Genomic DNA, 24140 nt, shown 5'->3' with positions numbered 1-24140 from the left:
GGTCGTCGGGACTGGAGGGAACCGGACCGGAAATCTCAATAGTGGCTTGGGTAAATCAGTGCATCGTCATCCAGTCGCGGGCGGCGCGCAGCGCTTCGGCGAGTTCCGATTTCGTCATGTTGCGGGCGAGATCAGCGCGCAGTGAAGCGGCTCTTTCCGATCCGCGGATCGCGGCGATGTTGAGCCATTTATGCGCTGCGATCAGGTCCACCTTGCAGCCCCGGCCGGTCGCATAGACCAGGCCGAGATTGCAAAGAGTGTCGGCGCGGGTTTCGCCACCGGCAGCCATTTCGATATCGCTGATGTCAAAGCGTGCCATTGTTTTAATCCCTGTCTTTCTACCTGTTTCATCATTCGCCTTCTTATCGAGGCTACCCGTCCGGACCCGCCGTCTTTTGCGGCTTTTTTGTCCTTTCGTCCGGCAGGTTTTCCCTGCGCTTTTGATGAGTTCACTATGCCACGGGGCTTTCAACGGTCGCTTAAAAGGCATGATTAATGGCCGGCAAACAAACTGCAAACGATTGGTAAAATTGGGTTTTTGTTAAATATCGCGAGCCGCGGAAATTAAGGACTTTGCGGCGAATTTTACGAAAACTTTAGAATTGGATTTAAACCCTTCCTTCACCACGATCAAAACAGCGATTTTCGAATTTCCGCTTTTCCGTTCCTCCCACCGCCGAAAATGTCAGCCCGCAGCCGCAAATTTCTATTTCCTTTTACGTTAACGTAAAATATTATCCGCGCTGCCTGTCATGAGGATGAAACGGGCAGAGGATAGCGCGGTGTGAGGAGCAATCGTTGCGCCGCAGGGCGGCTTTGGGCCAGCAATGGCGCATTCGCATGCCAAATGGGTTTGATCTGCGCATCGCCTCTTCGGTCCGGTCCGGCCGAGGAAAGCCTGCGCGAATTTCGGGAGGAATTTTATGAAGCTTACGATGACGATTGCCGCCGCCCTCATGTTGAGCGGCAACCTTGCCTTTGCGGGCGAGGCGATCGAAGGCAACTGGAAGACGGCCAGCGGCGAAACCGCCGTGATCGGCCCCTGCGGCGGCGCCTTCTGCGTGACGCTGAAGACCGGCAAACACGCCGGAAAACAGATCGGCAAACTTGCCGGCAAGGGCAACAACTATTCCGGCGAAATCACCGATCCCGCCAATGACAAGACCTATAGCGGCTCCGGCACCGTTTCCGGCAACTCGCTCAGCATGAAGGGCTGCGTGCTGAAAGTTCTTTGCAAATCGCAGACCTGGACGCGGCTGTAATCGACAAGGCGGCGGGTGGGCTTTCTGTCCTCCCGCCTGCGATCTCGCGCCTGACGGCGCGGTGCGCTGCCCAGGGATCGCGCCGAAACTGCGGACAGACGCCGCATGGAAGCCATATATCCGTTGATGTATCGTTGCGCCCAACACCAACGAGAGCGACGCATGCGCCCCACCCTTTCGACAATCCTGATCGCGGGCACCTCCCATGTCGGCAAAAGCACCCTTGCCGGCCTGCTGAGCGAAAGACTGCGCTGCGAGGCGATATCGACCGACAGTCTCGCCCGCCATCCCGGAAGGCCATGGCCGGGCATTCCTGCACCGGTGGAGGAATATTACTCGCAGCTATCGGCGGAAACGATCCACTGGTTTCTGAAGATACATCATCAGAACATCTGGCCATTGATCCGCACGATGATCGACAACAGGTCAGGCACCGGCACGCCCGCAATCTTCGAGGGCGCGGCCCTGCGGCCGGAATTGATATCGCCCCTGCTCGGCAGCACGGTCGCCGGTGTCTTTCTCCATGCCGGCAATGATTTTCTTCTCGAGAGAATGCGCTCTCACGCGCAATATGAAGACGCAACGGCCGACAGGAGGCGGATCATGGACGCTTTCATCGAGCGTTCGTTGCGGGAAAACACCGACATGCTGACATCCGCGCAGGAACACCATGTGCCGGTTGTCGATGTGACCCAGCCTCAGGCATTCGAGATCCTGCTGACCGATCTTGCGGCACGCGCGCAAGCCCCTCTGTCCTGATCGAAAAGCGGGGGGCCGCGAGGTGCCCAGCGCCATTGCCGCGCCGACCCACCATGTCACCACCCGTTAACATCCCTGAACACCATATGAACCGGGGTCTCAGGGTCCGTTCAGTCCGAGTGTGGCAAAACTCTGTCCATCAACTCCAATAAAGGGGAATGGACATGGCAAAGCTGATCAGCCGACTGGCAATCTTCGCGTTTCTCATGGCGATCTTCGCCATGTCCTTCGCCTCGCTCGTCGTTAATCCGAACCGCAGTTTCCAGCGGGTGAATGCCGGTGCGGCAATTGCCTGCCAGCACAACCCGGCGCCCGCCGCCAATTGCCCCGTCGTACTTTGAGGACCGGCCGATGACGACCAGTTTTTCCAACGGCCTGTTTTCCGCACTGAGACTGGTGCTGATGGCTTCGATCTTTCTCGGTCCGGTGGCCGGACTTGCGGTTTACAAGGCCGATCCCCGCCCCGCCTCCAAGGGCGCCGGTTTCGTGCTCCTGATGAGCCTGCAGCGCGGCGCGCTCGGCTGAGTTTCCGCCGCCCCGGCATTGCTCCAGCTGCTTTTTCCGTTTCTTTTCAGTTTCTTCGTATTTCTGTCGCTTGCCTGTCGAATTTGGCCTCTTATAATGAGCCATGACAATAGCAAAACGAACGATTCCGCCCTTCACCTTCATCAGCCCCGAGCCTTTCGCGCCGCAGACATTCACGGACCCGAAAGAAGCTGTGGCGGCTTTGACCGCGCTTTATGAACGCAATACGGCGTTCCTCATCAACTCCTTCACCGAACTTGCCAAGGGCGCGCCGATCACCGGCCGTTACCGCGCCTGCTATCCGCAGGTCAGTCTTGAGACAGCAACCTTCGGCCATGTCGATTCGCGTCTCTCCTACGGCCATGTCACCGCCCCCGGCGTCTATACGACGACGATCACCCGGCCGGAGCTGTTCCGCCATTACCTGAAAGAGCAGCTGGGGCTTCTGATGAAGAACCACGGCGTTCCGGTGACGGTTGCTGAATCGGCCACGCCCATTCCGCTGCATTTCGCCTTTGGCGAAGGCGCTTATGTCGAAGCGGCGGCGGCCTCCTCGCTCTCCGACGTGCCGTTGCGCGATCTTTTCGATACGCCCGACCTCAACAATACCGACGACCTCATCGCCAATGGCGAATATGATCAGGTGCCCGGCGAACCCGCGCCGCTCGCACCCTTCACGGCGCAGCGCATCGATTATTCGCTGGCGCGCCTCAGCCACTATACGGCGACCAGCGCCAGCCATTTCCAGAACTTCGTGCTGTTCACCAACTACCAGTTCTATATCGATGAATTCGCCGCGTGGGCGCGGCAGATGATGAAGAATGGCGGCGAAGGCTACACGGCCTTCGTGGAGCCGGGCAACATCATCACTCCCGCCGGCTCCGACAGGCCGGAAACGGACGCCGTTCTCGGCCGCCTGCCGCAGATGCCCGCCTATCACCTTAAGAAGAAGGGCCATGCCGGCATCACGCTCGTCAATATCGGCGTCGGCCCCTCCAACGCCAAGACGATCACCGACCATATCGCCGTGCTGCGCCCGCATGCCTGGCTGATGGTCGGCCATTGCGCCGGCCTGCGCAACAGCCAGCGGCTTGGCGATTATGTTCTGGCCCATGCCTATGTGCGCGAGGACCACGTTCTTGACGACGACCTACCGGTCTGGGTGCCGATCCCGGCGCTGGCCGAAGTGCAGCTGGCGCTGGAAGGGGCGGTTGCGGAAGTCACCGGTTACGAGGGCTTCGAGCTGAAGCGCATCATGCGCACCGGCACGGTCGCCACCATCGACAACCGCAACTGGGAACTTCGCGACCAGGCCGGCCCGGTCAAGCGCCTGTCGCAATCGCGCGCCATCGCGCTCGACATGGAATCGGCCACCATCGCCGCCAACGGTTTCCGCTTCCGCGTCCCCTATGGCACCCTGCTCTGCGTCTCCGACAAGCCGCTGCATGGCGAATTGAAGCTGCCGGGCATGGCCACGGAGTTCTACCGCACGCAGGTCGCCCAGCATCTGCAGATCGGCATCCGCGCCGTACAGAAGCTTGCGGCGATGCCGACGGAAACGCTGCATTCGCGCAAGCTCAGAAGCTTCTACGAGACGGCGTTCCAGTAAAAATAGATATCGCTCAAAGCCCCCTTGGTGTATTGTTTCGAAAATCGATACACCAAGGGTTTTTCCATGCGCACCAATATTGAACTTGATGACGCCTTGATCGCCGAGGCAATGGAAATCACCGGTCTTTCTACCAAAAAGGCCACGGTGGAAAAGGCGTTGCGCGACCTTGTGGAGAATCTCGGGCGACGCAAAGCGTTGCAGGAACTGAGAGGGATCGGCTGGAGTGGCGATCTGGAAGATGTGCGCAATAGCTGGAGCGCGGACGATATCAAGTCGCAAAACGCCGCAGAATGATTGTTGTTGATACATCTGTCTGGATCGACTGGTTTCAGAATAAATCCACGCCTCAAGTCACAACGCTCAGCGATATCAGCGATCTTACCGACGTGATTATCGGCGACATTATTCTCCTCGAAATCCTGCAGGGAGAGCGGAATGACAAACTGGCGGCGACGATACATAGTCGGCTAGGGCGCTTCGGGTTCGTATCGATGCTGACACCCGAACTTGCCGTTAAAGCCGCCGCCAATTATAGAAAACTTCGTAGCGTCGGGAAAACAGTGCGTAAAACCGCCGATCTTATCATCGGCACTTACTGTATCGAAAACGGATACGAACTGCTGCACAACGACCGAGACTTTCAGCCTATGGCCGATCATCTCGGGCTGCGCTTGGCCTGAACCTTTCAAACCACCTTCACCGTCCCCTCCACCCGCACCGGAAAATTCACCGATCGGGCGATGAAGCATTTGTCGTGGGCATCGTGGTGCAGCTCATCAGCCCGGGCAGGATCACCCTTGGAGATGGTGATGAGCGGTTTCAGCACCACTTCGCTGAATTGTCCGGCGCCGTCCTTTTCCATGACAAGCTTGCCCTCGGCATTGTCGACATAGTCTTCGACGATGATGCCGTTGACGGAGCAGAAATGCAGGTACCAGAGCTTGTGGCAGGCCGAGAGCGAGGCGACCAGCAGGTCTTCCGGGTTCCAGCGCGAGGCATCGCCACGGAAGGCGGGGTCGGAGGAGCCGGCTATATCGGCTTTTCCCGAGGTGGAAATCGTATAGTCGCGTTCATAGTCGCGGTAGCCGGACGTGCCCTTGCCGCGATTGCCCGTCCATTTCACCTGAACGGCGTAATGATGTTCCTGTCCTGCCATTTTAGTCCTCCCTTGTCGTATCACGCAGGTGGTCGAGCCCCTTGCGCAGCGTCTCGATGATCTCATCCACTTCCGAACGGCTGATCGTCAGCGCCGGCGAGGCCAGCATGCGGTCGCCCGTGGCGCGCATGACGAGGCCGTTTGCCAGGCAATGGTTGCGCACCGCAGTGCCGATGTCGTCGGGCTTGGCAAAACGCCTGCGGGTCGCCTTGTCGGACGTTATCTGCAGGCCGCCCATCAGGCCGACATTGACAGCCTCGCCGACCAGTTCGTGGTCCTCAAGGCTTTTCCAGCCTTGCGAAAAATACGGGCCGATATCGTCGCGCACCCGCTCCACCAACCCCTCAGCCTCGATGATGCGAAGATTTTCAAGCGCGGCAGCGGCGCAGACGGGGTGGCCGGAATAGGTGAAGCCATGGTTGAAATCGCCAACTTCTGACAGCATCACCGCCGCCACCCGGTCGGAAACGATAACGCCGCCGATCGGCAGATAGCCCGATGACAGGCCCTTGGCGACGGGCGCAAAATCCGGCTTCACGCCGAAATGCTGGTAACCGAACCAGGAGCCGAGACGGCCGAAACCGCAGATCACCTCGTCGGATACGAGGAGAATGTTGCGCGCCTTGCAGATGCGTGCGATTTCCGGCCAATAGGTCTCCGGCGGCACGATGACGCCGCCCGCACCCTGAATGGGTTCGGCGACAAAAGCGGCGACATTCTCTTCGCCGAGTTCGTCGATCTTCGCGTCCAGTTCTCGGGCCACCTTCAGGCCGAATTCGGCCGGTGAAAGATCACCACCCTCGGCATACCAATAGGGCTGGCCGATATGGGCGATACCCTCGATCGGCAGGTTGCCCTGCTCGTGCATCCATTTCATGCCGCCGAGCGAGGCTCCGGCCACCGTCGAGCCGTGATAGCCGTTGCGCCTTGCAATCACCTTGGTCTTCGTCGGATGGCCGAGCGCCTTCCAGTAAACCCGCGCCATGCGGAACCAGGTATCGGTGGCCTCCGAACCGGAATTGGTGAAGAACACATGGTTCATGTCAGGACCGGCGCGCGACGCAATCTTCTGCGCCAGAAGTGTCGCCGGCGGCGTGGTGGTGCCAAAAAACGCGTTGTAATAGGGCAGCTCATTCATCTGTCGCTGCACGACATCGGCGATCTCGCGGCGGCCATATCCGATATTCACGCACCAGAGGCCGGCAAAGGCGTCGAGATATTTCTTGCCGGTGCTGTCATAGATGAAGACCCCTTCCGCGCGCTCGATGATGCGGGTTCCGCTGGCATTCAGCTTGCCCATATCGGAGAAGGGATGAAGGTGATGGGCGGCATCGATGGCGGCGAGGTTGGACAGCGGCTTGGAGATTTCATTCATGACAGATCGCACTCCCATAAAGGCAACGGCGCTCACGCCACCGCGCCCGCCGAACATGGCCGGGCGGCTTCGATTTGGCAAGGCTGGCGTTTTTTAGGGGTATTGAGGGCGCGACATCGCCCCTTGTTTCTTCTCCCCGCCGGGGAGAAGGTGGCCCGAAGGGTTGGATGCGGGGGATAGCTCTCCGAATATCTCGACGCTCGCCCCCTGATCCCGCTGCCGCGGACTTCTCCTCCTCGGGGAGAAGAAACAAGCGGCAACCGCCAATTCGCAGTCAGTTGCGCTATGCAAAAAACACCCGCCCCACCAGCACCTTCAACTCGCCCGCATGAACTTTCAGCGCCACATCCCGTTCCATCGGCAGCAACTCGCCATCGATGACGCAGCGCAGGTCATGGCGCTTCTTCGGAAAATGCAGTTCCACTTCCGTCACGGTCATGGCGGTGACGGCGGCGTTTTCCTTCAGCTTGCCGCGCAGAATATCGAAAGCGAGTTTCGCAACGCCGGAGGGACGCAGCGGATCGGCAAGATAAAAGCCGAGATGGCCGCCCGAGACACTATCCGCCACCATCAGTGAGCTTTGGCCGAACTCGTTGTTGGAGACGGAAATCGCCGAGACCTTGCGATGCTGCGTCCTGCCATTGACGGTATATTGCACCTCGAACACCGGCGGGTTGAGGATGACGTTGATGGCGGCGCGGATGCTCGCCTTGATCTTGCCGAGACGGGAGGCGAAAGCGAGATTGTTGCGGTAGCGCACCATGCGCGAATGCAGGCCTGCGGAAAACTGGTGGACGAAGAGGCGGCCATTGACGCTGGCGATGTCGACACTGGCAATCTCGCCATTCGCCAGTGTTTCCAGCGCCTGGCGAATATCGAGCGGCAGCTTCAGCGAGCGGGCGAAGAGGTTCATCGTGCCGGCCGGAACGATGCCGAGCGCAATCCCGTGTTTCCAGGCGATGGCGGCTGCTGCGGAAATCGTGCCGTCGCCGCCGCCGGCGATGATGCCTTCAATGCCGGGCTCATCGGCGGCGCGTTCCATTTCCTCGACTATATCTTTCCCGGAGACCAGACGGCAATCGATCGCGTGGCCGGCGCGGGTGAAAACGTCGCGGGCATGGTCGCAATAGGCCTCCATGTCAGTGGTGCGAAAAGTGCCGCCGTCGCGATTGAAAATTGCAATGAGCTTCATGTTTCCAACCCGATCCAGTAATGCAGCCGCGCGTAAATGCCCATCGTCATATAGAGTTCCGAACACCATCGCGTGAAGATGCTCTTTTGCCGAGAATCGCTCTACCGCAACGCATCATTTCATGTTAGGGATCACTTAAGGTCATTTTCATGACCGCGCATCTCCAGTCAGGGCAGACCGCTCCCATACGGTCTTGCCCTTTTTTCTGTGGGCCCTTCCCGTTTTTCAGGTCACGATGAGCCAGTCGAATATTTCCGAAGCCCGCCCTGGCGCGGAGAATGAAACCGTTTACACGGCAGCGCCGGCCGTGGCCCTCTCCCCGCTTGCCATAGCACTTATCGAACTGGCGCTTGCCGCCGGCGGCTTCGGCATCGGCACCGGTGAATTCGCGATCATGGGCCTTTTGCCTGACGTCGCCACCACCTATGGCGTCACCGTTCCGCAGGCGGGTTACGTGATCACCGCCTATGCGCTCGGCGTCGTCATCGGCGCGCCGATCATTGCGGTGCTTGCCGCGCGCATGACGCGTCGTACCCTGCTTCTCGGCCTGATGGGACTTTTTGCGATCGGTAATATCCTCAGCGCCCTTGCCCCGGATTTCCTGAGCTTCACCGTCCTGCGCTTCATCACCGGCCTGCCGCATGGCGCCTATTTCGGCGTTGCGGCGCTGGTGGCGGCCTCCATGGCGCCCATCCACAAGCGCGCCCGCGCCGTTGGCCGCGTCATGCTCGGCCTCACCATCGCCACCCTGCTCGGCACCCCGCTTGCCACCTTCTTCGGCCAGTTACTCTCCTGGCGCGCGGCCTTCATGCTGGTCGGCGGCATCGGGCTGCTGACGGTCGCCCTTCTCTGGCTGTTCCAGCCGCGTGACAGGGTGGAAGAAGGCGCCAGCGTGTGGCGCGAACTCGGCGCTTTCCGACGCGTGCAGGTGTGGCTGACGCTTGCCATCGCCGCCGTCGGTTTTGGCGGCATGTTCTCTGTGTTCAGCTATATCGCCAAGACCACCACCGATGTGGCGATGATGCCGGTTTCCACCGTTTCCATGGTGCTGGCGCTGTTCGGCATCGGCATGAATGTCGGCAATGTCGTCGGCTCGCGGCTCGCCGATATCTCGCTCAATGGCACGATTGGCGGCATGCTGGCTTTCAACGTGCTGGTCATGACCGTGTTCGGCATGACGGCGGACAATCCGTTCATGCTGTGCCTCTGCGTGTTCCTGATCGGCTGCGGTTTCGCCGCCTGCCCGGCCGTGCAGACCCGGCTGATGGATGTGGCGCAGGATGCGCAGACGCTGGCCGCCGCCTCCAACCATTCCGCCTTCAACATCGCCAACGCACTTGGCGCCTGGCTTGGCGGCCTCGTCATCGCCATGGGTTTCGGTTACGCCTCGACGGGTTATGTCGGCGCGGTTCTTTCCCTTCTCGGGCTCGGCGTTTTCCTCGTTTCCGTCGCCGTCGAGCGGCGCGCGAAAGCCGGCTGAAAGCCGGTTTTTCAGCCGCTTGAATATACCTTCCGGCACCGGCTCGGAATCTTGCGGAAATTTCACAATCGGCCCGCTTGACTCTTTTTCGTTTCAGGCGCAACACGGCGTTACGCACGGGCCGTGACCGGAACTGTGCGGATTTCAACGGAGCATCATTAGATGTCTAGCGACAGTAGTAGTCGATTGCCTTTGCCGAAAGCGGCGAACGGGAACTGATCCGACCTCTGTCGGCTCACCACCGCGTTCGCCGTAATCGGCGAATCGACGGAAAGGTGAGCAATCATGAACTTCCACACTCTCTCCCAGAGAGCCAGCAAGGCCGCACGTCTTCTCCGCAGCGGAAATGCCGGTTCCACCACCATCGCAGAACGTGTCGAGCACCTCAACACGCTTGATACCGACGCAGCCGTAGGCGCCCTGCTTGCCATGCCGCAGGCAAAGGCCGTCGCCATTCTCGACCGGCCGGAGCTGCATGACGCAGCCGCCATCATTGCCGGCATTCCGCTCGAACAGGCCGCCCGCTTCGTCAACCTCATGTCTGACGACCGCGTGGCCGACGTCATGGCGGAAATGGAAGAAGAGCCGCGCGCCAAGCTGTTTTCCCGGCTGGACCGCACCACCGCGCTCTCCATCAAACATCTGATGGGTTATCCGCCGCGCACCGCCGGCTCCATCATGACCACGGAATTCGTCAGCGTGCCCGACAGCTGGACGGTGGAACAGACCCTTTCGCACATCCGCGTCGTCGAGCGGTCGCGTGAAACGGTCTATGCCATCTATGTGCTGGCGCAGGACGGGACGCTTTCCATGGTCGTGACGCTGCGTCGGCTGCTGACCGGCGAACCGGGCGCTTCCATCCTCTCTGTCGCCTCCAAGGAGGGCATTGCCTATGCAAGCCCCCTGATGTCGCAGGAGGATGTCGCCCGGCTGATCCGCAAGCATGACCTTCTGGCGCTTCCTGTCGTCGATGACCATTCGCATATCCTCGGCATCGTCACCGTTGACGACGTGATCGACACCATGATCGCAGATACCACGGAAGACGCCCACAAGTTCGGTGGTATGGAAGCGCTCGGCAAGCCCTATATGACGATCGGCTTTCCGTACATGATCCGCAAGCGCGCCGGCTGGCTCGCAGCCCTGTTCCTCGGTGAAATGCTGACGGCCAGCGCCATGCAGCATTTCGAGGGCGAGCTGGAAAAGGCCGTGGTGCTGACGCTGTTCATTCCGCTCATCATGTCGTCAGGCGGCAACTCCGGTTCGCAGGCCACCTCGCTCATCATCCGGGCGCTGGCGCTTGGCGAACTGAAGCTTTCGGACTGGTGGCGCGTGTTGCTGCGCGAAATCCCGACGGGCCTGACCCTCGGCTGCATTCTGGGCGCCATCGGCTTCCTGCGTCTGACGGTCTGGCAGCAGGCTGGCTTTTATGATTATGGCGAACACTGGCTGCTGGTCGGCGCCACCGTCTTTGCGGCGCTTGTCGGCATCGTCACCTTCGGTTCGCTGGCCGGTTCCATGCTGCCCTTCATCCTGCAGCGCCTGCGGCTCGACCCCGCCAGCGCCTCTGCCCCCTTCGTCGCCACGCTGGTGGATGTCACCGGCCTCGTCATCTACTTCTCGGTGGCGCTGGCGATCCTCAGCGGCACATTGCTCTAAAGACAAGAGGCCCGCTCGAAAGAGCGGGCCTCTTCATTTGTGCCGGGAAAAGCGAGAAGCCCTGCCCTCAGCCACCGGCGTTGATGACGCCCGTTCCCAAGAGGGCGAGCAGGATGAAGCCGATGACCACGCGGTACCAGACGAAAGGCATATAGCTCTTGGTCGAGACCAGCTTGAGGAAGACCACGATCACGGCGTAACCCACCACGAAGGCGATGAGGGTGGCAAGCCCGGTCTGCCCCCAGCCGACCGGATTGTCCTCACCGATGCTCTTGAAGAGCTGGTAGAAGCCGGAGCCGAAGACGGCGGGAACGGCGAGCAGGAAGGAATAACGCGCCGCCGCCTCGCGGGTGTAACCCAGGAGCAGGCCGGCGCTGATGGTGCCGCCCGAGCGAGAGACACCGGGGATGAGCGCCATGGCCTGCGCGAAACCGAAGAGGATGCCATCGCGCCAGATCAGCTGGTTAAGCTTGTAACGCTTCTCCCCGATCCTGTCGGCAAGGCCGAGAACGATGCCGAAGACGATCAGCATCACGGCGGTAATATAGAGGTTGCGCAGCGAATGCTCGATCGCATCCTTGAAGAACAGGCCCAGAAACACGATCGGCACCGAACCGACGATGATCAGCCAGCCCAGCCGGGCGTCGGCCTTGTTATATTCGCCAAGGCGCAGGTTCTGACGCAGCCAGGCGGCTGCAATCCGCATGATATCGGACCAGAAATAGACCAGCACCGCCATTTCCGTGCCGATCTGGGTAATTGCGGTGAAGGCGGCACCGGGATCTGCGCCAGAGGGCAGGAACTCCCCGGCAATCCTCAGATGCGCGCTTGAAGAAATCGGAAGAAATTCCGTAAGTCCTTGCAAAAGGCCGAGAAATCCGGCCTCCATCCAACCCATGCTCATGTGCTTTGATGTCCCTGCTGCGAATCGAGTTTGCAGCATTATGCATCAATCGGGGCAAATCCGTGTTGCATCGCACCATGAAAAATGGCCTGCACGGGGCGTGCTTTTACCCGTGATTTCTCTCAGGCCGCCTTCTCCGCAGCCTGCGGAAGCTGGGTGTATTTCGCGCCGTTCTTGCAGACGACATGGGCGTCCCCCCAGCTTTTCAGCGCTGAGATGACCGGCCGCATCGTCTCGCCAAGCGGCGTCAGCGCATAATCCACCCGCGGCGGCACCACCGGGAAGACGGTGCGCGAAATCAAGCCCGCTTCCTCCAGTTCCCGCAGCTGCTTGGTCAGCATGCGCTGGGTGACGCTGGGAATATGGCGGCGCAGCTCGTTGAAGCGCAGCGTGCCCTCATTGATGAGGTGATAAAGGATCACGCCCTTCCATTTGCCGTCGAGAAAACTCAGGGTCGATTCCACCGGGCAGCCGGGAAAGTTGCCGGTGAGCTTGGCGCGCGGTCGCGACATCACAGTATCCTTTTTGTATGTATCATCACAAAATGTGCATTCTTGCGATCAGCGTTCATATGTATCAAGTAAGAGGCACGCAAACAAGCAAAGGAGACTGTTCATGCGCGCCATCGGTTACAGGACCAGCCAGCCCATCACTGCGAAAGACGCCCTCGTCGATATCGACCTTCCCCAGCCGGAAGCGAAAGGGCACGACATTCTGGTGGAAGTGAAGGCCGTTTCGGTAAACCCCGTCGACACCAAGGTGCGCCGCAACCAGACGCCGGAAAACGGCGAACCGCGCGTGCTCGGCTTCGATGCTGCCGGCGTGGTGAAGGCCGTCGGCGACAAGGTCTCGCTGTTCAAGCCCGGCGACGAGGTATTCTACGCCGGCGTCATCAACCGGCCCGGCTCCAATAGTGAATTTCACCTGGTCGATGAACGCATTGTCGGCACAAAGCCCAAATCACTGAATTTCGAGGAAACGGCCGCCCTGCCGCTGACCGCAATCACCGCTTATGAGACGCTGTTCGACCGGTTGCGGGTGAAGGAACCGGTTCCGGGCGCGGCCAACGCCGTTCTGGTCATCGGCGGCGCGGGTGGCGTCGGCTCCATCGCCGTCCAGCTTCTGCGGGCGCTGACCGACCTCACCGTCATCGCCACCGCTTCGCGGCCGGAAACGATTGCCTGGGTGAAGGAACTCGGCGCGCATCACGTCATCGATCACAGCAAGCCGATCGCTCCGCAGGTGGAGGCGCTCGGGCTCGGTGCGCCGGGCTTCGTCTTCTCCACCACCCATAGCGACATTCATGCGGCCGACAGCGTGGCGACCATCGCGCCACAGGGCCGTTTCGCGCTGATCGACGATCCGGCCGGCGGTTTCGATGTCATGGCCTTCAAGCGCAAATGCGTATCGATCCATTGGGAAATGATGTTCGCCCGCGCCGTTTTCCAGACGCCTGACATGATCGAGCAGCACAGGCTGCTCAACCACGTGGCCGAGCTTGTCGATGCCGGCAAGATCAAGACGACGCTGACGGAGGTTTTCGGCACCATCAATGCCGCAAATCTCATCAAGGCGCACGCGCTGATCGAAAGCAACAAGGCCAAGGGCAAGATCGTGCTTTCGGGCTTCTGATCAGCAACGAGGCGTCCGTATCGCGGGCGCTTCTCCCCGCTTGCGGAGGTGTTTGGGCCGTGCGCAAAACCGCGCGGCCATTCCCGTCAATCGTCGTCCGGGTCTTCCGGGCATGGCCAGGAGGCCGGCGCGGTGAGGCCGTTCGGCAACTTGGTCTTGGCGTCACCGCAGGCAATATCGATCTGTTTCTGGTCGAGCCCGGTGGCGGTGGAAAGATCGACCCCTTCGATCCGGGTCAGAAGCAGGAAGGCGCTGGTGAAATCCACCGGGCCGCCAAGCTTCGCGCCGCCGAAACGGGCGCGCGACAGGTTTGTCAGCGAGAATTTCGAGCCGTTCAGCGACGCGCCCTCGAAATCGGCGCGCCCGAGTTCAGCCTTGGTGAAATCCGTGCCGTCGAGCTTGGTCTTCTCGAATTTGGTTCGCTGCATTTCGGCATTGACGAATTTGGCATTGGTGGCGTCGGCGGCGGAAAAATCGCTGCGATAAGCTTCCACCTTGGTCAGGTTGGCGCCCTGAAGGTTCGCCTCGCCAAGGGCCGTGCGGATGAGCTTGGCCTTTTCGAGATTGGCGCCCTTCAGCGAAGAGCCGCGCAGGTCGGTATAGGTGAAATCGGAGCCGTACAGCATCGCCGAATCCAGATTGCTGCCGCCCAGCATCAGCATGCGCTTGTTGCATTCGCGCCAGTCAATCCCGGCCATGGCATCACTGCGGCAGCTTGCCGCCGCAAGCGGGCCACTGCTGAAAGAAACCGCAATCGTCGAAAGCGCTGCCACGCCGACAACAAGCCCTGTTTTCCGTACGGTATTCAGCCTTTGAAAGCCGGACATTCTCTCACTCCCTGTCGCCGGGCGACGGCGCAAACGAAACAGCTGTTGAGCCGAACCGGGACCATATGCACATTCAAGGCGTTACCCCATTATCGCCCCGCGATCCACGGGCCGGATGACGTTACAACACCCCAACATCCTATATGTAAGAAATCGAAGAGCAATCCACAAATACTGACGGGGAAAAGGCTGTTTAGGCCGTCATTTTAGAGCGCATAGTCTGCGATCAAAAATAGTCGCGAGGGGTCAGAACAAACTCTACGCCATCCTCGGCACAAGGCAGAGGATGACGTTGAGCGAATATGCCACCACTTCAACTTGAGTGCGGCCCGCAAAAATTAAAAACCCGACAACAACGGGCCAAGCCCGAGAATAACGAAGCGGGATACCCCACATCATCACATATTGGCGTAAACCGGCCCCTCGCCACCCTGCGGCGGAACCCAGTTGATGTTCTGGTTGGGGTCCTTGATGTCGCAGGTCTTGCAGTGCACGCAGTTCTGCGCGTTGATGACGTAAACCTCTTCGCCGTCCTTCTCCACCCACTCGTAAACACCGGCCGGACAATAACGCGTCGAAGGACCGGCATAGATGTCGTGTTCGGAGCGCTTCTGCAGCTCCATGTCCTTCACCTGAAGATGCACCGGCTGGTCCTCTTCATGGTTGGTGGAGGACAGGAACACCGAAGACAGGCGGTCGAAGGTCAAAACGCCATCCGGCTTCGGATAGGCGATCGGCTTGTGCTTTGAGGCCGGCTCGAGGCTCTGCGCATCCGTCTTGCCGTGCTTCAGCGTGCCGAAGAAGGAGAAACCGAACAGCTGGTTGGTCCACATATCGAGACCGCCAAGGCCGACACCAATGAGCGTGCCGAATTTCGACCAGAGCGGCTTGACGTTGCGAACCCGCTTCAGGTCCTTGCCGATATCGCCGTCGCGCCACTCAGCCTCGATCTCGGCCACCTCGTCATGGGCGCGGCCCGCCGCGATCGCTCCTGCAATCTTGTCGGCAGCGAGCATGCCCGAGAGTACCGCGTTATGGCTGCCCTTGATGCGCGGCACGTTGACGAAACCGGCCGAACAGCCGATCAGCGCGCCGCCCGGGAAGGTGAGCTTCGGCACCGACTGGTAACCGCCCTCGGTGATGGCGCGTGCGCCATAGGAGATGCGCTTGCCACCCTCGAAGGTATCGCGGATGGCCGGATGCGTCTTGAAGCGCTGGAATTCCTCGAAGGGATAGAGATAGGGGTTCTTGTAATTGAGATGGACCACGAAGCCGACGGCGACGAGATTATCTTCCAGATGATAAAGGAACGAGCCGCCGCCGGTCTTGAAACCGAGCGGCCAGCCGAAGGAATGCTGCACGAGGCCCTGTTTGTGGTGTTCCGGCTTGACCTGCCAGAGCTCCTTGATGCCGATGCCGAATTTCTGCGGCTCGCGATCTTTCGAGAGGTCGAATCTGGAAATCAGCTGCTTGGCGAGCGAGCCACGCACGCCCTCTCCAACAAGCACATATTTGCCGTGCAGTTCCATGCCGCGGGTGAAGTTCGGACCCGGCTCGCCATTCTTCTCGATGCCCATGTCGCCGGTGGCGACACCGATGACGGCGCCTTCCTCATTATAGAGCACTTCCGTGGCGGCAAAGCCGGGATAGATCTCGACGCCGAGAGCCTCCGCCTTTTCCGCCAGCCATCGACAGACCAGCCCAAGCGAGACGATGTAATTGCCGTGATTGTTCATGAGCGGCGGCATCATGAAATTCGGCAGGCGGATGGAGCCGGCCGGGCCTAAGAACATGAACTGGTCGTCCTTGACCTCGGTCTTGAAGGGATGCCCCTCCTCTTCGCGCCAACCGGGCAGAAGACGGTCGATGCCGATGGGATCGACCACCGCGCCCGAGAGGATATGCGCGCCGACTTCAGCGCCCTTTTCCAGAACGACAACCGAAAGCTCCGGCTCCACCTGCTTCAGGCGGATCGCGGCGGCAAGACCCGCAGGACCCGCACCGACAATCACAACGTCGAATTCCATCGCTTCGCGTTCGGGCAGTTCCATCGCTTCCGTCATCTTGTCCTCTCAGATCGCCGGTCCCATCCGGCTGTTGTTATATTCGTTTTCCGCCGTCCGCCGCATAGTCCGCGACCGATGAAAATCCCGTCTGCAGCAGGACATTCACTCTTGCCTGTCTTCGCAAAGCGTAACAGCTTTGTCGAGCTTCTATAGCGGCAAAACATGTCGCACGCCACCTCATTGTCAGACAACCTGATGACTATTTTATTACTTTTACGTGCACGTAAGATATAAAATAGAGACGACATATTTAGGCGTCAAGGGCCGTAACAGTTTAACGGCGGCCGATATTCCGCGCCGCGCCAGAAGCGGACCTCATTACTCCCATAGAAAGACGTAAAGTCTCACACTCCTGCAGCCCCGCTGTTGGGCTTACGGCCGCGCGGGTTCGGTTTTGCTGGAATGGTCTTGCCATGCTCTTCCCACCAGGCGGCCAATGCCTTCATCGTCGGACCCAGACCCCTCGCCTTTTCTGTCATCTCATATTCGACGCGCGGCGGCACCTCAGCAAAAACGGTGCGCGAGACGAGACCATCCGCCTCCAACTCGCGAAGCTGCGCCGACAACATGTGCTGGGTAATTCCAGGGATCGCTTTTCGCAATTCGCCAAAGCGGTGGACCCGCTGATGAAGCAGCCACATGATTTCCAGCTTCCATTTCCCCGAGAGCATCGAAAAGGCGCGACGCATCTCATCCTGCATCGTAAAGCCCGCTTCAGTCATTAGTACGCATTTCCATACCTAGTGTCATGAATTCATCCTACTTGCGAAAATTTATTATAGCCTACAAATTCTCTACAAGCTCTTCGTAGCCGATGCAACGCGTCATCCGAAAAGCGCAAGATCAATGCTCAATTTCGCCGGGACGCCCGGCGAGAGGGATATTCCATGACCATGACCTACATTTACTGGATCAGCACCGTTCTCTTGTCGGCGCTATATCTGTCTTCGGCGGCCCTGTACCTGACCAAGAGGGGCTTCGTCGAAAAAGCCCAGGCCGATCTCGGCTATCATGCGGCCCATCTGGTGCCTTTCATGATCGTCGTGAAGATACTCGCGCCCCTTGTGATCCTGACCCGCCTCTCCCTGCCGCTCAGCGATCTCGCTTATGCAGGCATTTTCTATCACTTGATCCTGTCGGGAATGGCGCATCTCGGCGTCCGCAGCATCAAGGGTGCGATGCCCGCCGCCATTGGCCTCATCCTGATGGCCACATCCTTCGCGACGCAGAACCACGTTCGCGATACTCCCTCGCCTTATGCTCTTGAAGCGGCGGCGCACCGGTAAATCTGAAAAAGGAAACACCCATGAAAAGATTAGAAGGCAAGGTTGCGATGGTCACCGGGGCTGGCCGTGGAATTGGCCGCGCCACCGCCAAACTCCTCGCAGCAGAAGGGGCAAAAGTCGCGGTGCTGTCGCTAACGCCCGCGAATGTCGATGCCGTCGTGGCCGATATAGAAGCCGCAGGCGGGACCGCTTTGGGCATTGCGATTGACGTCAGCGATGCCGATGCGATCAAGCCTTCAATCGACACGGTTGTCGCGGCCTGGGGCGGCATTGACATCCTCGTGAACAACGCCTTTGACCCGTCAGTGGTGCAATCGTCGGTTATCGACTTATCGGTTGAACAGCTACAGCGCAATTTCGATACGGGCCCGATCGCCTACCTGCGGATGATGCAGGCCGCCTATCCTCATCTGAAAGCGAGCGGTGAAGGCCGTATCATCAACTTCGGATCGATGGCCGGCGTCACGGGTCTGGTGCCATATGCGCCGTACAACATGGCAAAGGAGGCCATACGTGCCCTGACGCGGGTTGCAGCCCGTGAATGGGGTGCTGACAAGATTACCGTCAACAACGTCCTGCCGGTTGCCGATACCTGGGGTGCGGCGGCAGCCAATATTCCAGCCCCGACCAATGCCCTTGCCCGGCACGGCTCCCCCGAGAACGACATCGCGCCCGTGGTGCTGTTCCTTGCCAGCAAAGATGCACAGTTCATTACGGGGTACAGTCTGACGCCCGACGGCGGCATGATCATCGATGCCGGACGCTGATAATGGTTTGAGCGCGTTGCTTCCCTCGGAAGCGACGCCTTCAGACGTTTCGTGGCGGCGGCGTCTCGGATGAAATCAGATCGCCCATTCCTCATCCGTCGTGAACACGATCGTCAGCCAGCGGTCACTCCCCTCGCCGCCCAGCGCATCGCCGATCTCGTCGCGGATCGCGTCCCATTCTTCCAGACGCCGGGCCGGCCAGTTCTTCGGCACGATGAAGAAGAGTTCGATCTGACGACCGCGGCCGACGCGGGCGACATAGGAAAAATGTGACGCAAAGCCGAACTTCTCCACCGTTTCGGCGGCCACCTTGTCCACATGCTGCTTGAATTCCAGCGGGGTCACCAGAAGGATGTCGGCGAGCGCCTGCTTCACATTGCCGAGCGGCATGGGGATGATGACGAGGCAGACCAGCGCCAGCACGGCCGGGTCGATATAGGGCGACAGCCATGCCTGCGACGTTCCCGTCAGCCCGTAACCCACGGCGAAGGCGATAAAGAGCGCGATGCTCAAGAGCGCGCTCATCAGCCAGCTTTTGGCATCCAGCGCCACAAAGGCGGATTTCAGCCGGCGGTTCTGCCTTTTGACGAACCATGCCATGGCGAGAGAGACGGCGAAGCTGAGGAAGGTGACGATGATGGCGTAGTCGAACTCGATCAATCTGCCGCCATCCATCAGGCTGTCGATGGCGTTGATGAGCGCATAGATCGCAGCGCCCATCAACAGCGTGCCGTTGAGGCCGAGCACCATCGGCTCCAGATGCCAGAAACCCATGGTGAAACGCTCCACCAGCCGGCCGCCTGGCCTAGGCGCTGCGGAGGCGGCGATCAGCCGCGCGACCAGCAGCGCCAGCACCGTCATGAAAGCGTCGGTCAGCGCATAGACACCATCGAAAACCACCGCGAAGGAGCCGGAGAACAGGCCCGCGCCGATGCCGAAGAGCGCCAGGAGAACCGTGACGGCAATGGAGAATTTCAGCAGGGATTGTTCCGTCATGATGTGTATTTTTCCTTCAAAACCGGGCGCCGCCTTCATAGAGGGTTTTCGCCTTTCTTCGAATCGCGAAAATACTCTAACTCTTTGTTTTGTCGCATTTCCGGACGGAAAACCGGGGTCCACTTTTCCTGGAAATGCTCTATAAACAGCACATAGCGCACTCACAAGACAGGACAAAACCCATGGATTTCGGCATTTCCGGCAAACGCGCCCTCGTTCTCGCCTCCTCTCGCGGCCTTGGGCTGGGCATTGCGACGGCGCTGGCGAAAGAAGGCGCGCATGTCCTTCTCGTCGGCAGAAGCGGCGATAAGCTGGAGGCAAACTGCAAGGCGATCAATGCGCTCGGCAAGGGCAAGGCCGACTGGGTCTGGGGCGATCTTGCCGATGACAATTTCGTCACCGCCATGGTTCAGGCGGTCAAGGACAAGCTCGGCGGCATCGATATTCTCGTCAACAATACCGGCGGTCCGACCCCGGGCCTTGCCCAGGAGATGACCACCGACAAGCTGGATACCTTCTTCCAGTCCATGGTGCTGCGCGTCATCACGCTCACCAATGCACTTTTGCCTGAGATGAAAGAGCAGGGTTTCGGCCGCATCCTCACCGTCGCTTCGTCAGGCGTGTTCGAACCGATCGCCAATCTCGCCCTTTCCAATACGCTGCGCGGCGCGCTGGTCGGCTGGAGCAAGACGCTGTCCTCCGAAGTGGCCTCTTTCGGCATCACCTCCAACCTGCTCCTGCCCGGCCGTATCCATACCGACCGCATCGATGAGCTGGATGGCGCCAATGCCAAACGTCTCGGCAAGAGCGTCGAGGAAATCCGCGAGGCCTCCGTCAAAAGCATCCCGGCCGGCCGCCTCGGCACGGTGGAGGAATTCGCCGCCGCCGGCGCCTTCCTCTGCTCGGTTCCCGCAAGCTACATTACCGGCACGATGCTGAGAGTGGATGGCGGCGCGGCGAAGTCGAACTGACGCCGAATAAACACAAATCCGGTCAGGAGGCCGCTCCGTAAATCACGTAGCGGTTCCGGCCGGTATTCTTGGCTTCGTAAAGCGCCGTGTCGGCGCGGCGCAGGACATCGCTCGCGCTCTCGCCCGGATTTGCAAAGGCAATGCCAGCCGAGCAGCTATAGCGGAAATCCGGCACGTCGCTCAGCGGCGATACCGCGGTCAAAGACGACAGCAGTTTCTGCATGATGATCTCCGCGCTCAGCATGCGCGAACCGCCGAGAACGAGCAGGAACTCCTCGCCGCCGATCCGCCCGACGAGATCGTCGCGGGCGACCGCAGCGGAAAGCCGGGCGGCGAAGTCTTTCAGAACCAGATCACCGCAGGCATGGCCAAAGCGGTCGTTCACCGACTTGAAATGGTCTATATCAATGATGATGACGGCAAGCGCCTCGGCCTTGTTGGGGCCAAGCCGGTGATTGAGAATATCCATGACGTAGCGGCGGTTGCCGAGACCGGTCAGCTCGTCGCTCAGGGCGGATTTCAGCGCCCTGTCCCGCTCCTGGCGAAGATCGCGCAATTCGACGCCGAGTTCGGAAATATCGGTGACGACGCACAGCATCCAGCCACCCGGCAGCGTCGTCTCGGTCGTCAGCATCCAGCGCCCGTCATTGAGGCCGGTCTCGATGGTGCGGAAGGGCAGCTTGCCGCGCCTCGTTCTCGCGGAGCGCAGCCACAGTTCGAAATCGGAGGTCTCGATGGCCGTGCCGGCGGAGTTGCTGTAACCGCTGCGCATGAGATCAACCCATGTCGGAAACTCGTCCGGGCCGAGGCCGAGCGCCGTGCGGAATGCCGTGTTGGCGAAACGCAGTTCATCGCCGCCGTCGAAAAGCGCATAACCCTGCTGCGACGCCTCCATCAGGTCCATTAGATGGCGGTTGAAGCTGTCCGCATCGCCGCGAACGCGGGCGTTTCGCGCCGGTGGCACGTCTTCGAGGGTGGAACGGGCCGGCTTTCGGGACATCGGGGCTCCGTCTGCAAACACAACAAATACAAAAATAAATCTGCTCTTTAACGCTATAGTTCAGCCTTATACTCGCTTTATGCGAAAAAATATTTAATGCGGACGGCAGGACGGCCTTCCACCCATGGCGATTACTTCATGCAAATTTCACAATAAACCCGGGTGCGGGTGCTTGCCATTCCGTCAGCCCTGTGCAATCAACCGCCCTCCTCTGACATCGGGGCGCCAAGAGCATCCCTTATTTTCACGCCGGGCCACCCAAGGGCCGGGCGGTTCTTCTATCGGCGACAAGGATATGGCGATGACGCAAAAGCGGGCTCTCGGCCTCGATTTCGGCACGACCAACACGGTCATGGCTCTTTCCGACGGCGGCGGCGACAGCCGCTCCATGCGTTTTACCAGCAGCGCAGGCACGGATGACAGCATGCGCACCGCGCTCTCCTTCATGAAGGATGCCGGCCTTGGTGCGGCCGCCCTGCATGTGGAAGCGGGACGTGCCGCCATCCGCCAGTTCATCGACAATGCCGGCGACTGCCGTTTCCTGCAGTCGATCAAGACATTTGCGGCCTCGCCGCTCTTCCAGGGCACACTGATCTTCGCCAAGCGCCAGAGCTTCGAAGACCTGATGGACGTGTTCCTGCGCAAGCTGAAGACCTATGCGGGCGAGGAATGGCCAGGTGACGTCTCCACCGTCATCGCCGGCCGGCCGGTGCGTTTCGCCGGCAGCAATCCGGACGAGGCGCTGGCGCTCGCCCGTTACAACGAGGCGCTCACCCGGGCAGGCTTCCCTGATATCCATTATGTCTACGAGCCGGTGGCGGCCGCCTATTATTTCGCCCAGAGCCTGAAGAAGGACGCCAATGTGCTGGTGGCGGATTTCGGCGGCGGTACCACGGACTATTCGCTGATCCGTTTCGAAACCCATGCCGGCAAGCTTTCCGCCACCCCCATCGGCCATTCCGGCGTCGGCGTAGCGGGTGACCATTTCGACTTCCGCATGATCGACAATCTGGTCTCGCCCGAGATCGGCAAGGGCAGCAAGTTCAAGAGCTTCGACAAGGTGCTGGATGTACCCTCGGGTTATTACGTGAATTTCGGCCGCTGGAACCAGCTGTCGATCTTCAAGACCTCGAAGGAATTCACCGCGCTGAAATCGCTGGTGCGCTCGGCGCTGGAGCCGGAAAAACTCGAACTCTTCATCGACCTGGTCGACCACGACGAGGGCTACCCGCTCTATCAGGCGATTTCCGCCACCAAGATGGCGCTGTCTTCTTCGGAAGAAGCGGAATTCAACTTCTCGCCGCTCGGCAAGGCTGGCCGCAAGATGGTGAAGCGCAGCGATTTCAACAACTGGATCGCTGACGACCTCGCCAAGATAGAAGAAGCGCTCGACGAGGTTCTGGAAAAGACGAAGGTTGCGCCCGAGGCGATCGACAAGGTGTTCCTGACCGGCGGCACCTCCTTCGTGCCGGCGGTGCGGGAGCTTTTCACCCGCCGTTTCGACGCCGACCGTATCGAAAGCGGCGGCGAGCTGCTCTCCATCGCCCATGGTCTCGCCATGATCGGCGAAAGCGGCGACATTCAGCGCTGGACAGCGTGATTTACGGGTTCCCCGGGCGGGGAACATGGGGTAGTTTCCGCCCATGATCGCCGCCCACGACCTCTCCCCGGCCGAACTCGCCGCCCTCCTGCATTTCCATGCGGATGCGGGCGTGGACTGGATGCTGGAAGAGACCCCGATCGATCGTTTCGCCGAATTCGCCGCCGCCCGCCCTGCCCGATCCGCGCCGGCGCAGGATGCGGTGACATCGGCGCGCCAGACTGAAAGACCTGCGGATCGCCGTACCGACGCGCCTCAGCGGCAGGCGGCAACGCGCAGCGCCCCGGCGCGTGGCGCGCCAGCCGCCCCCGCCATTCAGCAGAATGTCGCCATGCCGGACGAGCAGGCCGTGGCGGCGGCGCGTTTTGCGGCGGAAAGCGCGAGATCGCTTGCCGAGCTGAAAACCGCGCTTGAGGGTTTCAGCGGCTGCAACCTCAAGAACAGCGCGCGCAATACGATTTTCACCGAAGGTGATGCCGCCTCCGCCATCATGGTCATCGGCCCGATGCCTGACGCGGATGACGACCGTGAGGGCCTTCCCTTCGCCGGCAAGACCGGGCTTTTGCTCGACCGCATGCTGGCGGCCATCGGGCTTGAGCGCAGCACCATCATGCTCGGCAATGTCGTGCCCTGGCGGCCGCCGGGCAACCGCCCGCCGACGCAGGCAGAGATGGATATCTGCCGCCCCTTCATCGAGCGGCAGATCGCCCTTGCCGAGCCGAAACAGCTGTTGCTTCTTGGCAACTTCACCGCACGTTTCTTCTTTGGCGGCACCGGCACCATCCATACGCTGCGCGGACAGTGGCGTGATGTCGCAGCCGGACACCTTGTTTTACCGGCTTTGGCAAGCCTGCACCCGCAGGAGCTGTTGAACGCGCCAGCGAGTAAGTCCTTGGCATGGCAGGATTTATTGGCTTTTCAGGCCAAGATCACAGAGGGCTGACTGCCTCATTCCTACTCAATGTAAATGAATTATGAAAAAAGCCATGCGCATTACGCATAACAGCGGCGCATTTGGCCGGCTTGCCGAATCCATGCTGCGCTGCGATATAGCGACCATGTCTTGGGAGG

The 24140-nt window shown here is 60.2% G+C and carries 26 protein-coding genes; 15 read left to right on the top strand and 11 right to left on the bottom strand.

Going from position 1 to position 24140, the window contains the following annotated elements:
- Nucleotides 1-55: 55 nt before the first annotated feature.
- The gene (locus WDZ78_RS12285) at nt 56-319 is read right to left on the bottom strand and encodes an SEL1-like repeat protein (protein ID WP_003509974.1); all 264 of its coding nucleotides are present in this window, start codon (nt 317-319) and stop codon (nt 56-58) included.
- Nucleotides 320-923: 604 nt separating this feature from the next.
- Between WDZ78_RS12285 and WDZ78_RS12280 the strand changes: the two genes are divergently transcribed.
- The 7 genes from WDZ78_RS12280 (at nt 924) to vapC (ending at nt 4838) form a co-directional block, all read left to right on the top strand.
- Nucleotides 924-1262: a DUF2147 domain-containing protein gene (locus WDZ78_RS12280; RefSeq protein WP_425673160.1), complete on the top strand. Its 339-nt coding sequence runs from the start codon at nt 924-926 to the stop codon at nt 1260-1262.
- Between the two features lie 162 nt (nt 1263-1424).
- Nucleotides 1425-2021 carry a hypothetical protein gene (locus WDZ78_RS12275; RefSeq protein ID WP_425673159.1) on the top strand — a complete coding sequence of 199 codons (597 nt, stop codon included), beginning with the start codon at nt 1425-1427 and terminating at the stop codon, nt 2019-2021.
- Between the two features lie 158 nt (nt 2022-2179).
- Nucleotides 2180-2362: a hypothetical protein gene (locus tag WDZ78_RS12270; protein ID WP_020009750.1), complete on the top strand. Its 183-nt coding sequence runs from the start codon at nt 2180-2182 to the stop codon at nt 2360-2362.
- 10 nt (nt 2363-2372) lie between these two features.
- Complete coding sequence (locus WDZ78_RS12265; protein ID WP_003509979.1) at nt 2373-2546, top strand: hypothetical protein; 174 nt, start codon at nt 2373-2375, stop codon at nt 2544-2546.
- Between the two features lie 103 nt (nt 2547-2649).
- Nucleotides 2650-4155, top strand: coding sequence for an AMP nucleosidase (gene amn, locus WDZ78_RS12260; RefSeq protein WP_020009749.1), 1506 nt, complete (start codon nt 2650-2652; stop codon nt 4153-4155).
- Nucleotides 4156-4221: 66 nt separating this feature from the next.
- Nucleotides 4222-4452: a type II toxin-antitoxin system VapB family antitoxin gene (locus tag WDZ78_RS12255; RefSeq protein WP_425673157.1), complete on the top strand. Its 231-nt coding sequence runs from the start codon at nt 4222-4224 to the stop codon at nt 4450-4452.
- On the top strand, nt 4449-4838 hold the full coding sequence (vapC, locus tag WDZ78_RS12250; protein WP_425673156.1) for a type II toxin-antitoxin system VapC family toxin: 390 nt from the start codon (nt 4449-4451) through the stop codon (nt 4836-4838). Before WDZ78_RS12255 ends, vapC begins: the two co-directional genes overlap by 4 nt.
- Before the next feature lie 5 nt (nt 4839-4843).
- Here the strand turns inward: vapC and WDZ78_RS12245 are convergent, their stop codons facing one another.
- The 3 genes from WDZ78_RS12245 to WDZ78_RS12235 all read right to left on the bottom strand — a co-directional run bounded on the left by WDZ78_RS12245 (nt 4844) and on the right by WDZ78_RS12235 (nt 7881).
- A complete protein-coding gene (locus tag WDZ78_RS12245; protein WP_425673155.1) occupies nt 4844-5314 on the bottom strand; it encodes an OsmC family protein in 471 nt (156 codons plus the stop codon).
- Nucleotide 5315: 1 nt separating this feature from the next.
- The gene (locus WDZ78_RS12240) at nt 5316-6689 is read right to left on the bottom strand and encodes an aspartate aminotransferase family protein (protein ID WP_026363512.1); all 1374 of its coding nucleotides are present in this window, start codon (nt 6687-6689) and stop codon (nt 5316-5318) included.
- Nucleotides 6690-6972: 283 nt separating this feature from the next.
- Nucleotides 6973-7881, bottom strand: a complete 909-nt coding sequence (locus tag WDZ78_RS12235; RefSeq protein ID WP_020009744.1) for a diacylglycerol/lipid kinase family protein — start codon at nt 7879-7881, stop codon at nt 6973-6975.
- 235 nt (nt 7882-8116) lie between these two features.
- Here WDZ78_RS12235 and WDZ78_RS12230 point away from each other — a divergent pair, with 235 nt between their 5' ends.
- A complete protein-coding gene (locus WDZ78_RS12230; RefSeq protein ID WP_051091637.1) occupies nt 8117-9361 on the top strand; it encodes an MFS transporter in 1245 nt (414 codons plus the stop codon).
- A 285-nt stretch (nt 9362-9646) separates the two neighbouring features.
- Nucleotides 9647-11020 (top strand): magnesium transporter, encoded by a 1374-nt coding sequence (mgtE, locus tag WDZ78_RS12225; protein WP_425673154.1) that lies wholly within the window; start codon nt 9647-9649, stop codon nt 11018-11020.
- Between the two features lie 67 nt (nt 11021-11087).
- On the opposite strand, the gene WDZ78_RS12220 is transcribed toward mgtE, so the two are convergent.
- Complete coding sequence (locus WDZ78_RS12220) at nt 11088-11924, bottom strand: undecaprenyl-diphosphate phosphatase (protein WP_003509996.1); 837 nt, start codon at nt 11922-11924, stop codon at nt 11088-11090.
- Between the two features lie 122 nt (nt 11925-12046).
- Nucleotides 12047-12436: a winged helix-turn-helix transcriptional regulator gene (locus tag WDZ78_RS12215; RefSeq protein ID WP_003509998.1), complete on the bottom strand. Its 390-nt coding sequence runs from the start codon at nt 12434-12436 to the stop codon at nt 12047-12049.
- A 103-nt stretch (nt 12437-12539) separates the two neighbouring features.
- Here WDZ78_RS12215 and WDZ78_RS12210 point away from each other — a divergent pair, with 103 nt between their 5' ends.
- Entirely contained in the window at nt 12540-13556 is a 1017-nt protein-coding gene (locus tag WDZ78_RS12210) for a zinc-binding alcohol dehydrogenase family protein (protein WP_425673153.1), read from the top strand.
- Between the two features lie 86 nt (nt 13557-13642).
- On the opposite strand, the gene WDZ78_RS12205 is transcribed toward WDZ78_RS12210, so the two are convergent.
- The 3 genes from WDZ78_RS12205 to WDZ78_RS12195 all read right to left on the bottom strand — a co-directional run bounded on the left by WDZ78_RS12205 (nt 13643) and on the right by WDZ78_RS12195 (nt 17171).
- Nucleotides 13643-14383, bottom strand: a complete 741-nt coding sequence (locus WDZ78_RS12205) for a pentapeptide repeat-containing protein (protein WP_425673152.1) — start codon at nt 14381-14383, stop codon at nt 13643-13645.
- A gap of 398 nt (nt 14384-14781) precedes the next feature.
- Nucleotides 14782-16446, bottom strand: coding sequence for an electron transfer flavoprotein-ubiquinone oxidoreductase (locus tag WDZ78_RS12200; RefSeq protein ID WP_425673151.1), 1665 nt, complete (start codon nt 16444-16446; stop codon nt 14782-14784).
- A 347-nt stretch (nt 16447-16793) separates the two neighbouring features.
- Nucleotides 16794-17171, bottom strand: coding sequence for a winged helix-turn-helix transcriptional regulator (locus WDZ78_RS12195; RefSeq protein WP_020009737.1), 378 nt, complete (start codon nt 17169-17171; stop codon nt 16794-16796).
- A 165-nt stretch (nt 17172-17336) separates the two neighbouring features.
- Here WDZ78_RS12195 and WDZ78_RS12190 point away from each other — a divergent pair, with 165 nt between their 5' ends.
- The gene (locus tag WDZ78_RS12190) at nt 17337-17735 is read left to right on the top strand and encodes a hypothetical protein (protein WP_020009736.1); all 399 of its coding nucleotides are present in this window, start codon (nt 17337-17339) and stop codon (nt 17733-17735) included.
- A gap of 20 nt (nt 17736-17755) precedes the next feature.
- Nucleotides 17756-18502 (top strand): SDR family NAD(P)-dependent oxidoreductase, encoded by a 747-nt coding sequence (locus WDZ78_RS12185; RefSeq protein WP_020009735.1) that lies wholly within the window; start codon nt 17756-17758, stop codon nt 18500-18502.
- 75 nt (nt 18503-18577) lie between these two features.
- Here WDZ78_RS12185 and WDZ78_RS12180 read toward each other — a convergent pair whose 3' ends face one another.
- A complete protein-coding gene (locus WDZ78_RS12180; protein ID WP_425673150.1) occupies nt 18578-19498 on the bottom strand; it encodes a cation diffusion facilitator family transporter in 921 nt (306 codons plus the stop codon).
- Nucleotides 19499-19680: 182 nt separating this feature from the next.
- Here WDZ78_RS12180 and WDZ78_RS12175 point away from each other — a divergent pair, with 182 nt between their 5' ends.
- Nucleotides 19681-20469 carry an SDR family oxidoreductase gene (locus tag WDZ78_RS12175; RefSeq protein ID WP_425673149.1) on the top strand — a complete coding sequence of 263 codons (789 nt, stop codon included), beginning with the start codon at nt 19681-19683 and terminating at the stop codon, nt 20467-20469.
- 22 nt (nt 20470-20491) lie between these two features.
- Here WDZ78_RS12175 and WDZ78_RS12170 read toward each other — a convergent pair whose 3' ends face one another.
- On the bottom strand, nt 20492-21469 hold the full coding sequence (locus WDZ78_RS12170; RefSeq protein WP_425673148.1) for a diguanylate cyclase domain-containing protein: 978 nt from the start codon (nt 21467-21469) through the stop codon (nt 20492-20494).
- Nucleotides 21470-21770: 301 nt separating this feature from the next.
- Between WDZ78_RS12170 and WDZ78_RS12165 the strand changes: the two genes are divergently transcribed.
- Both WDZ78_RS12165 and WDZ78_RS12160 read left to right on the top strand, forming a co-directional pair.
- Complete coding sequence (locus tag WDZ78_RS12165; protein ID WP_425673147.1) at nt 21771-23069, top strand: Hsp70 family protein; 1299 nt, start codon at nt 21771-21773, stop codon at nt 23067-23069.
- A gap of 43 nt (nt 23070-23112) precedes the next feature.
- Nucleotides 23113-24012, top strand: a complete 900-nt coding sequence (locus WDZ78_RS12160) for a uracil-DNA glycosylase (RefSeq protein WP_425673146.1) — start codon at nt 23113-23115, stop codon at nt 24010-24012.
- Nucleotides 24013-24140 lie beyond the last annotated feature (128 nt).

Origin of the sequence: Agrobacterium sp. M50-1, from assembly GCF_049843495.1 — a bacterium.
GTDB lineage: Bacteria > Pseudomonadota > Alphaproteobacteria > Rhizobiales > Rhizobiaceae > Agrobacterium > Agrobacterium radiobacter.
This window is presented reverse-complemented; position numbering and strand designations above follow the sequence as displayed.

Bases quoted from the DNA above. Each gene is read 5' to 3' on its own strand.
- WDZ78_RS12255 (WP_425673157.1), top strand. From the start codon at position 4,222: ATGCGCACCAATATTGAACTTGATGACGCCTTGATCGCCGAGGCAATG.
- WDZ78_RS12280 (WP_425673160.1), top strand. From the start codon at position 924: ATGAAGCTTACGATGACGATTGCCGCCGCCCTCATGTTGAGCGGCAAC.
- WDZ78_RS12165 (WP_425673147.1), top strand. From the start codon at position 21,771: ATGACGCAAAAGCGGGCTCTCGGCCTCGATTTCGGCACGACCAACACG.
- WDZ78_RS12200 (WP_425673151.1), bottom strand. From the start codon at position 16,446: ATGACGGAAGCGATGGAACTGCCCGAACGCGAAGCGATGGAATTCGAC.
- WDZ78_RS12205 (WP_425673152.1), bottom strand. From the start codon at position 14,383: ATGTCCGGCTTTCAAAGGCTGAATACCGTACGGAAAACAGGGCTTGTT.
- WDZ78_RS12185 (WP_020009735.1), top strand. From the start codon at position 17,756: ATGAAAAGATTAGAAGGCAAGGTTGCGATGGTCACCGGGGCTGGCCGT.
- WDZ78_RS12175 (WP_425673149.1), top strand. From the start codon at position 19,681: ATGGATTTCGGCATTTCCGGCAAACGCGCCCTCGTTCTCGCCTCCTCT.
- WDZ78_RS12220 (WP_003509996.1), bottom strand. From the start codon at position 11,924: ATGAGCATGGGTTGGATGGAGGCCGGATTTCTCGGCCTTTTGCAAGGA.
- WDZ78_RS12285 (WP_003509974.1), bottom strand. From the start codon at position 319: ATGGCACGCTTTGACATCAGCGATATCGAAATGGCTGCCGGTGGCGAA.
- WDZ78_RS12195 (WP_020009737.1), bottom strand. From the start codon at position 17,171: ATGACTGAAGCGGGCTTTACGATGCAGGATGAGATGCGTCGCGCCTTT.
- WDZ78_RS12275 (WP_425673159.1), top strand. From the start codon at position 1,425: ATGCGCCCCACCCTTTCGACAATCCTGATCGCGGGCACCTCCCATGTC.
- WDZ78_RS12160 (WP_425673146.1), top strand. From the start codon at position 23,113: ATGATCGCCGCCCACGACCTCTCCCCGGCCGAACTCGCCGCCCTCCTG.
- WDZ78_RS12270 (WP_020009750.1), top strand. From the start codon at position 2,180: ATGGACATGGCAAAGCTGATCAGCCGACTGGCAATCTTCGCGTTTCTC.
- WDZ78_RS12245 (WP_425673155.1), bottom strand. From the start codon at position 5,314: ATGGCAGGACAGGAACATCATTACGCCGTTCAGGTGAAATGGACGGGC.
- amn (WP_020009749.1), top strand. From the start codon at position 2,650: ATGACAATAGCAAAACGAACGATTCCGCCCTTCACCTTCATCAGCCCC.
- WDZ78_RS12265 (WP_003509979.1), top strand. From the start codon at position 2,373: ATGACGACCAGTTTTTCCAACGGCCTGTTTTCCGCACTGAGACTGGTG.
- WDZ78_RS12215 (WP_003509998.1), bottom strand. From the start codon at position 12,436: ATGTCGCGACCGCGCGCCAAGCTCACCGGCAACTTTCCCGGCTGCCCG.
- WDZ78_RS12210 (WP_425673153.1), top strand. From the start codon at position 12,540: ATGCGCGCCATCGGTTACAGGACCAGCCAGCCCATCACTGCGAAAGAC.
- WDZ78_RS12235 (WP_020009744.1), bottom strand. From the start codon at position 7,881: ATGAAGCTCATTGCAATTTTCAATCGCGACGGCGGCACTTTTCGCACC.
- WDZ78_RS12190 (WP_020009736.1), top strand. From the start codon at position 17,337: ATGACCATGACCTACATTTACTGGATCAGCACCGTTCTCTTGTCGGCG.
- vapC (WP_425673156.1), top strand. From the start codon at position 4,449: ATGATTGTTGTTGATACATCTGTCTGGATCGACTGGTTTCAGAATAAA.
- mgtE (WP_425673154.1), top strand. From the start codon at position 9,647: ATGAACTTCCACACTCTCTCCCAGAGAGCCAGCAAGGCCGCACGTCTT.
- WDZ78_RS12240 (WP_026363512.1), bottom strand. From the start codon at position 6,689: ATGAATGAAATCTCCAAGCCGCTGTCCAACCTCGCCGCCATCGATGCC.
- WDZ78_RS12170 (WP_425673148.1), bottom strand. From the start codon at position 21,469: ATGTCCCGAAAGCCGGCCCGTTCCACCCTCGAAGACGTGCCACCGGCG.
- WDZ78_RS12230 (WP_051091637.1), top strand. From the start codon at position 8,117: ATGAGCCAGTCGAATATTTCCGAAGCCCGCCCTGGCGCGGAGAATGAA.
- WDZ78_RS12180 (WP_425673150.1), bottom strand. From the start codon at position 19,498: ATGACGGAACAATCCCTGCTGAAATTCTCCATTGCCGTCACGGTTCTC.